The organism is Peribacillus sp. P4_C12 (genome assembly GCF_056402095.1).
Genome location: NZ_JBFUIB010000027.1, coordinates 1 through 12,760, shown reverse-complemented (window position 1 = coordinate 12,760; position 12,760 = coordinate 1). Strand labels below are relative to the sequence as shown.

Annotated in this window: 10 protein-coding genes and 1 riboswitch; of the genes, 5 read left to right on the top strand and 5 right to left on the bottom strand. The window is 39.7% G+C overall.

Annotated elements, in window-relative coordinates; all coding sequences use genetic code 11:
* The first annotated feature begins 17 nt into the window (after window positions 1-17).
* Window positions 18-131, top strand: a riboswitch (SAM riboswitch).
* An 84-nt stretch (window positions 132-215) separates the two neighbouring features.
* Window positions 216-1,328 carry a methionine biosynthesis PLP-dependent protein gene (locus AC1DUW_RS07585; RefSeq protein WP_053344869.1) on the top strand — a complete coding sequence of 371 codons (1,113 nt, stop codon included), beginning with the start codon at window positions 216-218 and terminating at the stop codon, window positions 1,326-1,328.
* Complete coding sequence (gene metC / locus AC1DUW_RS07580; protein WP_056527873.1) at window positions 1,325-2,506, top strand: cystathionine beta-lyase; 1,182 nt, start codon at window positions 1,325-1,327, stop codon at window positions 2,504-2,506. Before AC1DUW_RS07585 ends, metC begins: the two co-directional genes overlap by 4 nt.
* Before the next feature lie 171 nt (window positions 2,507-2,677).
* Here metC and AC1DUW_RS07575 read toward each other — a convergent pair whose 3' ends face one another.
* From AC1DUW_RS07575 to AC1DUW_RS07565, 3 genes are read right to left on the bottom strand one after another with little or no spacing between them, the layout of a single operon-like run.
* On the bottom strand, window positions 2,678-2,926 hold the full coding sequence (locus tag AC1DUW_RS07575; protein WP_053344867.1) for a type B 50S ribosomal protein L31: 249 nt from the start codon (window positions 2,924-2,926) through the stop codon (window positions 2,678-2,680).
* 40 nt (window positions 2,927-2,966) lie between these two features.
* Entirely contained in the window at window positions 2,967-4,985 is a 2,019-nt protein-coding gene (locus tag AC1DUW_RS07570; RefSeq protein ID WP_477642284.1) for an ABC transporter ATP-binding protein, read from the bottom strand.
* Window positions 4,982-6,733, bottom strand: coding sequence for an ABC transporter ATP-binding protein (locus AC1DUW_RS07565; RefSeq protein ID WP_053344865.1), 1,752 nt, complete (start codon window positions 6,731-6,733; stop codon window positions 4,982-4,984). The genes AC1DUW_RS07570 and AC1DUW_RS07565 overlap by 4 nt, the downstream gene beginning before the upstream one ends.
* An 809-nt stretch (window positions 6,734-7,542) precedes the next feature.
* On the opposite strand from AC1DUW_RS07565, the gene AC1DUW_RS07560 reads away from it, so the two are divergent.
* The 3 genes from AC1DUW_RS07560 (at window position 7,543) to AC1DUW_RS07550 (ending at window position 11,816) form a co-directional block, all read left to right on the top strand.
* Complete coding sequence (locus AC1DUW_RS07560; RefSeq protein WP_477642283.1) at window positions 7,543-8,646, top strand: DUF2515 family protein; 1,104 nt, start codon at window positions 7,543-7,545, stop codon at window positions 8,644-8,646.
* 75 nt (window positions 8,647-8,721) lie between these two features.
* Window positions 8,722-9,075, top strand: a complete 354-nt coding sequence (locus AC1DUW_RS07555; RefSeq protein ID WP_152952239.1) for a hypothetical protein — start codon at window positions 8,722-8,724, stop codon at window positions 9,073-9,075.
* A gap of 629 nt (window positions 9,076-9,704) precedes the next feature.
* Window positions 9,705-11,816: a peptidoglycan D,D-transpeptidase FtsI family protein gene (locus tag AC1DUW_RS07550; RefSeq protein WP_477642282.1), complete on the top strand. Its 2,112-nt coding sequence runs from the start codon at window positions 9,705-9,707 to the stop codon at window positions 11,814-11,816.
* Between the two features lie 86 nt (window positions 11,817-11,902).
* Here AC1DUW_RS07550 and AC1DUW_RS07545 read toward each other — a convergent pair whose 3' ends face one another.
* On the bottom strand, window positions 11,903-12,370 hold the full coding sequence (locus tag AC1DUW_RS07545; protein WP_477642281.1) for a CBS domain-containing protein: 468 nt from the start codon (window positions 12,368-12,370) through the stop codon (window positions 11,903-11,905).
* A 68-nt stretch (window positions 12,371-12,438) separates the two neighbouring features.
* Window positions 12,439-12,760 (bottom strand): FGGY-family carbohydrate kinase (locus tag AC1DUW_RS07540; protein ID WP_477642280.1); only part of this gene is annotated, 322 nt, incomplete at its 5' end.

Here is a 12,760-nt window from a genome sequence, read left to right as displayed (position 1 = left end):
AAATTGAATAATCTAAACTCTTATCGAGAGAGGTATAGGGAATGGCCCGATGACACCTCAGCAACCTTCATTTGTTTCAAACCAATGAAAAGGTGCTAATTCCACAAGTTTGTGAACTTGGAAGATAAGAAGAATGACTCGTCCATACTTAACCAAGTCTTCTTCTTAAAGAAGACTTTTTTTATTTTATAAAACACAAAGGAGCAGTGAAAACTATGTATAAAACAGAAACATATCTTGCTCAACTAGGTAATCGCAGTGAAACGGCGACAGGAACAGTCAATCCGCCGGTTTACTTTTCGACAGCTTTCCGTCACGAAGGAATTGGCCAATCAACTGGATTCGATTACACAAGGACAGGTAATCCAACACGTCAACTTTTGGAACAATCCATCGCCAACCTTGAAAGAGGCGACCAAGGATATGCCTGCAGTTCAGGAATGGCGGCCATTTCGACCATACTAGCCTTATTTAAATCAGGTGATGCATGGATAGTCAGCGAAGATCTATATGGTGGTACATATCGTTTGCTAGAACAAGGTTTTAAAAAATGGGGCTTACAGTGTGACTATGTAAACACTTGTTGTTTAGAGGATATCGAAAAAGCTATTACTCCTCAAACAAAAGCCATCTTTATCGAAACTCCCACTAACCCTCTTATGCAGCAAACAGATATTAGCGCTGTTGCCGCACTTGCCAAACAATTTAATTTACTGTTGATTGTTGACAACACTTTTTATACGCCGCTTCTGCAGCAGCCTATCCTGCTTGGAGCTGATATTGTAATCCATAGCGCAACGAAGTATCTCGGTGGTCATAATGATGTTCTGGCTGGACTAATCGTGGCTAAAGGTGCAGAATTATGTGATTCGATTGCCTTCCATCATAATGGAACAGGAGCGGTGTTGAGCCCATTTGATTCATGGCTGTTAATGCGCGGAATGAAAACCCTGGCACTGCGGATGGAACGTCATGAAAAGAACGCCAAAATCCTTGTAGATTATTTATCAGAACATGAATGTGTAACGGACGTCCTGTATCCCGGTAGAGGTGGTATGATTTCTTTCCGGATAATTGACGAAGCAGCTGTCAATCCATTTTTACAATCACTTTCATTAATTTCATTTGCAGAAAGTCTTGGAGGCGTTGAAAGCTTCATCACCTATCCGGCTACACAAACACATGCCGATATCCCTCTTGAAGTTAGAACTGCTAATGGGGTTTGTAATCGACTTCTACGCTTCTCGGTTGGCATCGAAGACAGCGACGATTTAATTCAAGACCTGCAACAAGCATTTGCACATGTAAAAAGGGAGGCACTACGATGACAAATCATGATTTCAGTTTTGAAACCAAATTACTTCATAACCAGCATAAATTCGATCCGACAACAGGCGGTGTGAGCGTCCCTATTCAGCACGCTTCCACTTTCCATCAAACTGATATCGATACATTCGGCAAGTACGATTACAGCAGGAGCGGAAATCCAACACGGGAAGCACTTGAAGATATCATTGCCGAGCTTGAAGATGGTACTCGCGGCTTTGCCTTTTCATCAGGTATGGCGGCCATTTCAACAGCATTCCTTCTGCTTTCTGCTGGCGACCATATCGTCATCTCAGAAGATGTGTATGGCGGTACGTTCCGGATGGTTACAAGCGTGTTGACCCGCTTCAACATCGAGCATACTTTCGTTGATATGACGGACCTCGAAAGCGTTAAAGCAGCCGTTCAACCTAATACGAGAGCGATATACATTGAAACACCTTCAAATCCATTGCTTAAGGTGACTGATATTAAAGCCGTTTGTGATATCGCAAAAAAAGTCGGCGCATTGAGTTTTGTCGACAATACATTCTTGACACCAGCTCTGCAAAAACCGCTGAACTTAGGCGCGGATGTTGTCCTTCATAGTGCGACGAAGTTTTTATCCGGACACAGTGATGTCGTAGCTGGGCTTGCTGTCGTAAAAGATCCTGAATTGGCTGAAAGACTCGGTTCCCTTCAAAACTCCTTTGGTGCGGTACTTGGTGTCCAGGATGCCTGGCTTGTTATGAGAGGTCTGAAAACCTTGTCTGTACGAATGGAACACTCTCAAAAAGGAGCAGAAAAAATTGCAGACTACTTAAAACAGCAGCCATTAGTGAAAAAGGTGTATTACCCTGGGCTTACTGATCATCCACAGCATGCAATCCAGGAAGGACAGGCCCTTGGTGCAGGTGCAGTTTTATCATTTGAACTAGAAAGCGAGGAAATTTTCCGCTCATTTGTGAACACTGTCGAACTTCCTGTTTTCGCGGTTAGTCTTGGAGCAGTGGAATCGATATTATCCTACCCGGCAAAAATGTCCCATGCTGCCATGCCTGCTGATGAAAGGGAAAAACGAGGCATCACCAACAGCCTGCTTCGCCTCTCTGTCGGCCTTGAGAATCCAGATGATTTAATTAAAGACTTTGACGCTGCTCTTGTAAAAAGTGCAAAAGCGCATGCTATTCCAGTTAAATAAAATATATAGAAAAAAAGGGTGCCTGGAGCAACCCTTTTTTCTATTATTAGGATTTTAAATGAGGCATTCACTACGTTATTACTAAAAAAATTATAAACCTTAATTTACCCACGAGTTCTTCCATCTCCCAAAATAAAAATAAAGGCCATCGATTTCTCGATAGCCTTAACATCATTTCTTCATATTATATTTTTCTAGGAAGCGATCCACACGTCCGCCTTTTTCAGCAAATTTCTGCTTGCCGGTATAAAAAGGATGCGTATCTGAACTAATCTCTACTTTTAATAAAGGATAAGTTTGACCGTCTTCCCACTTAATTGTTTCGTTAGATTTTTTCGTAGAGCCTGTAATAAATTTATAACCACTGTTAGTATCCATAAATACTACTTGCTGATAATCAGGATGAATTCCTTGTTTCATTATTATCACCTCTTCGTAAGTATCCCTCATTTTCTAGGTTTTATCCAGCCATTCCCTTATGCGACCCAGCCTGTAGTTCATACATTTGATAGTACTTTCCTTTCAACTCCATTAATTCTTCATGTGTCCCCTGCTCAGAAATCTGCCCTTTATCCAGTACAAGAATTTGATCGGCATTTTTAATCGTGGAAAGCCTATGTGCAATGATAAAGGTCGTTCTTCCTTTCTTCAGTACTTCCATTCCTTCCTGGATAATGGCCTCTGTTTCTGTATCGATGCTTGCTGTGGCTTCATCCAAAATCAAAATAGCCGGATTAAATGCGAGCGCGCGTGCAAAAGAGATTAGCTGCCGCTGTCCTGAAGACAATGTCCCGCCTTTTTCAATAACCGGCTCATCTAACCCTAGAGGCAGATGCTTCAGCACTTTGTCCCCGCCTACATCTTTTAATGACTTTTCAACCATTTCCCTTGTGATATCTTTATGATTAAGGCTGATATTGGAAGCTATGGTTCCAGTAAATAAATATGGATCCTGAAGGACAATTCCCATATGCTCTCTAAGAGTTTGATGAGGAATATCTAAAATATCCCTTCCATCAATCTTGATTTGTCCTTCACTACTATCATAGAAACGGAACAACAAATTCATTATTGAACTTTTTCCCGACCCAGTATGACCAACTAAAGCTACTGTCTCACCTTGTTGCGCAGAAAATGAAATGTTTTTTAACACATATTCATTTTCTTTATAGCCGAATGAGACATTTTCGAATTGCACGTTTCCTTTATATCGGGAAATGTTTTCATCACTGACTTCTAATCCCTGCTCATCCAATAAACTGAATGCCCTCTCCCCTGCAACAAGAGCTTGTTCTAGGTTAGCAAACTGATTGACAATCCCGTGAAGCGGATGAAGCAGACGACTGATCAAATCAACAATTGCATACATCAACCCTAAAGAAATAGCTGAACTTGCTGTAAGCGACATCCCGCCGAAATACCAGACAAATGCTATTAGCGCCATAACCTTAATGACACCAATCAAGTTTCCTCCCGTTAATGAATTTAAATTGAGCATTTTATTTTGATACGAGTAATGCTCCCGGTTCAATTTTTCGAAAAAATGTTTTGTCTCCTTTTCACGCCCGAATGCCTGAATGACGTTCATTCCTTGAATGGATTCATTGATCATCCCGTTAATATCACTGACTCGTTCCCGAATGATGTGATTATATTTCGAGGCGAACTTGCGATATACCTTCGTCCAGATAACGATAATGGGAATAAGTATAAGGCCCATGAGCCCTGCACGCGCATCCAAAATATACAAAGCAATGAGAACGCCGATAATATTAATCGTGCTTGAAAAGAAGTTAGCGAGCACCGTCACATATAACTCTCGAATCGCCTCAGTATCATTAGTAACCCTAGCAACAACTTTCCCAGCGGGCATATTATCGAAATAACGAATGGGCAATCGGGAAATATGTGTAAAAATATCATTTCGCATCTTCTGAATAATTCGATTCGCAGCTTTCTGTAAATAAAAACTCTGCCCATATTGAAAAACAGAAGAAATGATAACAAGACCAAAGTAAAAAGCTACAAGCTTCATAATTCGCGGAATTTCTGGTTGGTAAAACTCCATTAATTTCTGACTTGTTAATTTCTCTACTGATACCATTTGCTCTTTTCCGTTTTTCTCAATTATTAATGTTTGGTTTTCTAAAGTTCTATCGCCATCGATGGCAACAGCTTCATTGACGAAGACGAATTGATTGCCAACCTGCAATACATGGACTTCTTTTCCTTTCTTCTCATCTTCAGTAAAATAATCTGCCCGTTTATACCAATTTTCACCGTACTCGACAGCATCTTTCCCTTTTTCCGTTTCATACCAAGAAGATTCGATACCAAGTATGTGAGAATCAATGATTTTTTTAGCGATGAATGGACCCGTTAAGTCAGCGGCAACGGAAAGCGCTAGCATGATTAGGGCACCAATAATCAATTTTTTATAAAGAGCAGCATATTGATAGAGTTTCTTTACGACCTTCATGCTCTCACCTCCGTTTCTGCGTCAACTTGCTGTCGCTCATATTGCTCCCTATACCAGCCATTTTGCTTCAGTAAATCTTCGTGAGTTCCTTCTTGGATAATCTTCCCGCTGTCCAACACGATAATTCGATCCGCATGCTGAACGGCTGATAAGCGATGAGTTGTGATGATGGTCGTTTTCCCCGACCGTTCATTTTGGATATTTTCAATGATTGTCGTTTCTGTCTTTGCATCGACGGCTGATAAGGAATCATCCAATATAAGGATTTCCGGATTTTTAATCAGGGCCCTTGCAATCGAAATCCGTTGCTTCTGCCCACCTGAAAGAGCGACCCCCTTTTCACCGACAAGTGTCTCAAGACGCTTAGGCAGCATCGTTAAATCCTTCTCAAAATCCGCAAGCCGGATAGCTTCAGCCAGTTCATCTTCCGTTGCATCCATTTTACCGAATAAGATATTGTCTCTCACAGACTTTGAGAATAAAAAATGATCCTGCGGAACGTACCCAATCCATTTACGAATATCTTCAAGCTCCAGTTTCTCTAACGGCATACCTGAAAAAGCAATCTCCCCGTTTCCTAATGGATATTCCCGTAGTAACTGCTTCACGAATGTTGTTTTTCCACTTCCTGTTTTTCCTACGATTCCCAAGGTTTGCCCACGCTCAAGTTGAACGGAAATATTGGAGAGATTAACAACTGTGGAAGATGGATAAGTAAAAGAAACTTGATCAAATTCAATATTTTCCGGATTAGAAATCCTCTCCGGCTTTAATGAATTTTTCACATCCGCTTCATAAGAAAGAGTATCTTGAACACGGTCAAGCGAAGCATTTCCCCTTTGCATGACGTTGATTAGTTCACCCACCGCAATCATCGGCCAGATTAACATTCCAAGATACACATTGAATGAAACAAGACCTCCTAGTGTAATGGTTTGTTGAAAAACAAGATAGGCACCGTAACCCAAACTGATTAAATAACTGATACCGATGATAATGCTAATCGTCGGGTCAAAGAGTGCATCAATTTTCGCTACCTCGAGGTTTTTACGATATACATCCTCAGTCATTTCATCAAATCGCTTTTCGTCCTCCCGTTCCTGAACATAGGCACGGATGACCCGTACACCAGAAATGGATTCCAGCACTTTGTCATTTAAGTTACCAAAGGCTGCCTGTGCATCCGTAAAACGTTTATAAATTTTTTTCACGTAAATTTGCATCATTAGGGCCATGATTGGAAGTGGCAACACCGCCGCAATCGTCAATTGCCAGCTGATAGTTGCACCCATCATAATCACAACCGTGATAGTAAATAGAACTGAGTCAACGAGCGTTAATATCCCAAACCCAGCAGTGAGCGAGATTGCCTTTAAATCATTGGTGGCCCTTGCCATTAAATCTCCTGTCCGGTTTTTTTCATAAAAAGCCGGCGTCATTTTCAACAAGTGCCCCATAAACCCGGATCTAAGTTTTCGTTCGACCAAGTTTCCGCCGCCGAATAAAAGATAACTCCATAAGTACCCAAATAGATAGCTGACACACAGGACAATGAGCAAATAGATAACGTATTTCATGATTCCTTCTTGCGTCATGTTGCCGTTGTTCATGTCATCAATGGCATTCCCGACAAGCTTTGGTGGAATAACCTCCATAATATTCACTAGACATAAAAATAAAATGGCCCAGGTATAACGCTGCCATTGCTCTTTAAAGTACCAGGACAGCTTTTTAAATATCGCAAACATGAATTCCCCTCCCTTATGTTCTCACCATTAATTTGCTAGCCGCTTTCTGGATCTCCTGGTTGGAGTAGAACCACCATTGTTATTTGTCTCATTAATAATTCCTCCTATCTTTTATATTGAAAGGATGCTATTGCATCGGATTCCCTAAATAACAAAAAGCCCCCGTTAATTAAGCGGAAGCTTTTTTAGATGCGTAAGAAACACATATAAAAGGCGCAGGCCGCGAAACTTCCACAACCTGCGCTTAAAAATAATCAATGAGCACGTTCGATCCTTTGTCTATAAAAACAAAGTCTCAAGGCAGGCGGATGTATGAAAATATACGATTATCACATCAATGTGCTTATCTAATTTAGTCATGACGTTCGCCTCCATTTATTATAAATTATTGGATATTTTTACCTTGTGTTTAAAGATTACTATGGGTGTATATTTTTGTCAATTGTGACTTTTCTAGATTATTAATGAATAATCCTTTATTCTTATAAGTACGACTCAACCTTAAGGAGGTTCAGCATATGCATTGGAGAAAATATATACTCCTAGCGGTACCCTTTTTATTTTTATCTATATTCATCTTATTTGCCGTTCCGGTCCAGTATAGACCACTATCATTCATTCCCGTGTTACTTTTCTGGATAGTTTATTATATTTTATTGTACCGGGAAAAGAAGAAGAAAAGTAATCGATGACGATAAAATTTCCTCATCAGTCAACAATTTGAGGGCGATGCAAAGGCTAAGCCCTTTCTTGGTGCGCTGCATATAATAATTAAAAAACTTCGTGGTGATTGTATGTTCTCGCAATATGTGCAGAAGTTGTTAGGCAAACCACCTGTCAAAACTAAACCGATTATTGATGCAGAAAGGTTTGGCACTCTAAAATCCCTATTACAAAAAGAGCTTTTTCATCCTTTAGATGAATCAAAAGCATTTTTGCCTGAGGAAACGGCTCTAGTAAAGAGCGTACGTACAGAGACAGCTGCCATGAACCGGAATAATGTAACAAGGACTCAAGCCTATCTTTCCTATTACAGGAGGAATCCCGAGGTTCATTGGTCTTTTTTAGCTCATATGGTTTCCAGAAACGGTGGATACCATATGACTGATTTAAAGAGTTCATCCATGACCCATCTCTTCAGCAAAGAGGATCGGCAAAAATTTTTCTTTTTCCTCGAACGCGCAAATTCAGCAGTCTTTGCAGATTCCTTTCCACAGCTCCTTTTATATGAACATTCCAAACGAAGAAAGTTTCCATTAAGAAGGTTTCTACAAATCTTTCATATTTCAAGATTCATGGCACCGATATGGGAATCGTTTTTAAATGAACCTCATTCACCTCTATTAACATCCGCTCTTATCATCAATGAACAAAGAATGCTTCAGGAAAGGGTAATTAACCGTACCCGACATGGTGAAATCCTAAGAAGGCTTGATTTTCAGCTGCAGGAACTTTTAGGGTTTACGACGGTTATCTTTCCTTATGCAAAAAAGCAAGACAGACTCTATTCCTTAACTGGACTAACCGTTGAGCGCTTTGCTGATCCGAAGCAGCGTATTGAAACTGGAAAAATCTTATATCAACTTCTCTTTCAGAATCCAACTGTTTTTCAAGGTGTGGGGCAATTTGCAAAAGCAGTTCACCATACTGGTTCTCGGGAGGATTATTGGAAGTCCATTTTCACCTCTGAAACACCTTCTGCAATAGAATGTAAAGTTTACAGTCCCACTCTACTTGATGCCTGGAGCGACCACACCTTCTTTCCTTTACCTTCAATCGATTGGTTTACAATGGAAAGCTTCATCGAAGATTTACAAACCTTCCCGATTATAAAAAAGGTAGACTTGACCAACAAGGTGCTCGAAAATATCCAGCAACTCAAAAACATCAATAAATTGAAGTCAATTATCTAGTTTCACGCCTCTTACTTTGAATACCCCATCCTCCATTTGGCAAGAATGGTTAGCAAAAAGAATGGGTGAAGCGAAATGAGAGGCATTGTACTAATGAATCCAAACTACATGATCGGTGATTTACATACGAATGAAAGCTTTGCAATCCAAAAGATTGTGACGGACAAATATATAGAAGAAAAAAATATTTCCCGGGTCATACTAAATCCTTATCAGCTCTATCCTTATTACACCATCCCACATGTACTTCTCTCTAATTTACAAAATAAAAAGGCAGATACGATTGATTGCCTCGTGCTACATTCTATTGAAACGATGGAACGGTTTATCTATATCTACCCTGAAAAGTGGCTCGATCTTTGCGGATATTTCAAAGAGATAATCTGTGTAGTAGACCAAACTCCTGTAAGGAAAAATGAAGTAAATTAGGTATAGCCCTATTTATAAGTCACAAAAATCAACATACTTAAGGCGGTGTTAATCAGCAACAAATAAAATGATTCTCTATCACGAGTTCCATATTCTGTGAATTCGCTTGTTTCAAAGAAAGAACATCACGATGGTGGTAAGCGCTGAAAGCGCCGGTCAACATCCTGGTTGTTCATAGTTTATTTACAGCAGCAATCTACCAGGTTTAAATACCCAGATAAACAAACCGGTTCCAGAGACAGTATATATTTTCTCCTCTTCTTTATCTTTTTTTCTCCTCCCATTTGAACTTCCGTATTACATGAAAAACCATACTTTTTCTATAGAGCATACGTCTTTTTCCAATCTTTCTCTTACCGCATAAATGGTTTAAATCTGCATCCTGCAGATTTTTTTTGCTGTTCGCCCGACAACCTTTCTACTTCCCTTTATACCCATTATTAATAGATCATTTAATATATTTAAACGTTTCTAATTGTTAGAATACAAGCAATTCTTAATATCTTTAACAATATTTTGGTAATATAGATAATTTTACGGATAAAGCATAGAAAAATTAGTTAATTTTATATATCATTAGAGATAGGAATTTTCTTTTATTTTACTTTTACTAGAAAGGAATGATGAAAATGGCTAAAGAAAAAAAGAAAAAAACCCCAATTCCTTTCCGCCTGAACTTTATGTTCTTTTTAATATTCATTTTATTTTCAAGCCTAATAATAAGACTTGGGATCGTCCAAATTGTGTATGGAGATGATTATCTCCGCGAAGTTGATCGAACGGAAAATGATGTGGCTAATACCCCCGTTCCCCGTGGTAAGATGTTTGACCGCAACTTAAATCCGGTTGTTGATAATGAACCTCTTAATGCTATTACTTACACGAAATACCCGAATACAAAAACAGCTGATATGGTGAAGACAGCTGAGATTCTTGCTACATTGATAGAAATGGATACGAAAAAAGTTAGAGACCCAGATAAAAAAGATTTTTGGATTTTAAAAAATCCAGAAAAAGCGGAAGCATTGATTACCAAGGCCGAAAGGCAGAAAGTAATCGAAAAGAAATTAGAACAAAAAGATCTATACAAACTTCAATTAGAGCGAGTCACTGAAGATAATCTCAAGGAATTTACCAAGGATGAATTGGAAGTTATAGCCATCTTCCGTGAATTCAATAGCGGTTATGCCCTTACACCGTCCATTGTTAAAAATAAAGATGTCTCCACAAATGAATTTGCCCGGGTAAGTGAACATTTGGATGAATTGCCCGGCGTGGATGTGACAACCGATTGGGAAAGAACCTACAAGTATGACGAAACTTTGCGTTCGGTACTAGGCAAAGTTTCTTCTTCTGAAGAAGGTCTACCAAGTGAAAATATTGATTATTATCTAGCCCGTGACTATACCAGGAATGACCGTGTTGGAAAAAGTTATATCGAAAAACAATATGAAGATGTCCTGCGCGGTCAAAAAACTCGGGTTGAAAATGTCCTGAGTAAAGGGGAAGTCATCAAAACGGATACTATCACGGAAGGTCAAAGTGGAAAAGACTTAGTACTGACAATTGATATGGAGCTGCAGCAAATTGTAGAAGATATCATTGAAAGAGAATTACGCCGAACGAAAGCTAAAGGAAATACTTACTTATTAGACCGTGCCTTCGTCGTTTTAATGGATCCAAATACCGGTGAAGTATTAACGATGGCCGGTAAACAATATGCACGCAACAGTAAAACCGGTTTAACTGAAATGAACGATTTTGCTCTTGGAAACATTACATCCTCCTATACGATGGGTTCATCGGTTAAAGGGGCTACAGTCTACACAGGTTTTCAAACGGGAGCCATCTCACCAGGGTCAGCTTTTTTTGACCGAAAACTACAGTTAGCAGGGGCTAGAAAAGGGTCTTATAGCGATTTGGGTTATGTAACAGATGTCTCTGCGTTAAAAAAATCATCGAATGTCTATATGTTCATGACAGCGATCAAAATTGGCGGCGGGCATTATTCTCCCAATAGGCCGCTAGGAATCAACAGAGAAGCCTATGCGATCATGCGAAATCATTTTGCACAATTTGGGTTAGGTGTTCGTACCGGTATCGATCTCCCTAATGAATCCGTCGGGTTTAAAGGTGTCGATATGTCAACAGACGGTTTGCTACTGGATTTATCGATTGGACAGTATGATACATACACGCCTATGCAATTGGCACAGTACGCATCGACAATTGCAAACGGTGGAAAAAGGCTGGAGCCTCATATGGTCAAAGAAATCAGGAATCCTTCTTACGAACACAAAGAATTGGGTAGCGTTTTTAAATCAATGAGCCCCAAAGTGTTAAACGATTTAGGTGGTAATGACATTTGGATTCAACGAGTCCAGGAAGGGTTTAGACAGGTTGCACAGGAACCAGGTGGAACAGCATATAAATATTTCGGAGGGAAATCCTACCGTGCGGCTGCCAAAACGGGTACTGCTGAAGCCTTTTATGATGGACCCCGAAGAAATCAATATAGTGAACCACCCCCGACTATCAATCTAACACTTGCAGGGTATGCACCAAACAATAATCCAGAAGTGGCATTCTCTGTCGTCGTGCCATGGGTATATCAAGGCAAACCTTCTGACGATATTAACAAACGAATCGGCCGAGACGTAATGGACGCCTATTTTAAGTTAAAGGAAAAAAGATTAAAAGGTGAATCTGATAAAGACAAAGAAATTGAGAATACTCCGTGATATTTTCCTTATTTATTAATTAGAGATACAGTACACAAAGAGGCCTGCTCCATTTAGAGCAGGCCTCTACTTTATACATCAATCTATTATTCTAAATTTTGAACGAATTCTTTATACAGAGCCCGAAGCGCATCTCCTCTGCTGATAATGCCGACAACCTTATTATTTTCGTCTACAACGGGTATTTTCTTGAAATGATGCTTAGAAAGGACCTTTATTAATTCATCCAACGGATCTTTTGGGGATAGCTTTGTGATTTTCTTATTTTTAATGATCTGCGATACTTTGTCATTCATCTTAGATGTGACCTTTTCATCCAGTTTTTCAACTGGAATAATCGTAATGTACGTAAAATATCCCATTATCGCATCTTCTGCAGGTGCCAAATAACGTAAGATATCCCCATCTGTTACCATCCCTAAAAGCTTATCCTGTTCATCAACAACCGGGACCCCGCCCACTTTATTTTCTATTAAAATTCGCAAAATTTCTTTTAATGTAAAATCCGGACGGGCCACATATACTTCTCTGATCATAAAATCTTGAACTATCACAAAACCACCCCTTTTTATAAGTTTGACGTTCTATATCTTATCTCTATCTATTAATACCCTTATTTATTCTATTTAAAAACCCTCGCGGCCTGAACTGCCTTTTTCCAGCCATTATATAAATCCTTTCGTACCGCTTCTTCCATGTCAGGCTCAAATGTTTTATCGACGGCCCATTGCTTAGAAATCTCCTCTTGACTGCCCCAATAACCGACCGCGAGTCCAGCTAAGTACGCTGCCCCTAACGCTGTTGTCTCACTAATGACCGGTCTTTCGACAGGTACATTTAAGAGTCCGCTTTGAAATCCCATCAAGAAGTCGTTTTTGACAACACCACCATCAACCCTCAATGCCTTTAAGTTAATCCCTGAATCAACCTCCATGGCGCTAAGG

What these genes read in the sequence shown, in the direction of transcription:
- AC1DUW_RS07585 (WP_053344869.1), top strand. Translation starts at nt 216, where the DNA reads ATGTATAAAACAGAAACATATCTTGCTCAACTAGGTAATCGCAGTGAA.
- metC (WP_056527873.1), top strand. Translation starts at nt 1,325, where the DNA reads ATGACAAATCATGATTTCAGTTTTGAAACCAAATTACTTCATAACCAG.
- AC1DUW_RS07575 (WP_053344867.1), bottom strand. Translation starts at nt 2,926, where the DNA reads ATGAAACAAGGAATTCATCCTGATTATCAGCAAGTAGTATTTATGGAT.
- AC1DUW_RS07570 (WP_477642284.1), bottom strand. Translation starts at nt 4,985, where the DNA reads ATGAAGGTCGTAAAGAAACTCTATCAATATGCTGCTCTTTATAAAAAA.
- AC1DUW_RS07565 (WP_053344865.1), bottom strand. Translation starts at nt 6,733, where the DNA reads ATGTTTGCGATATTTAAAAAGCTGTCCTGGTACTTTAAAGAGCAATGG.
- AC1DUW_RS07555 (WP_152952239.1), top strand. Translation starts at nt 8,722, where the DNA reads ATGAGAGGCATTGTACTAATGAATCCAAACTACATGATCGGTGATTTA.
- AC1DUW_RS07550 (WP_477642282.1), top strand. Translation starts at nt 9,705, where the DNA reads ATGGCTAAAGAAAAAAAGAAAAAAACCCCAATTCCTTTCCGCCTGAAC.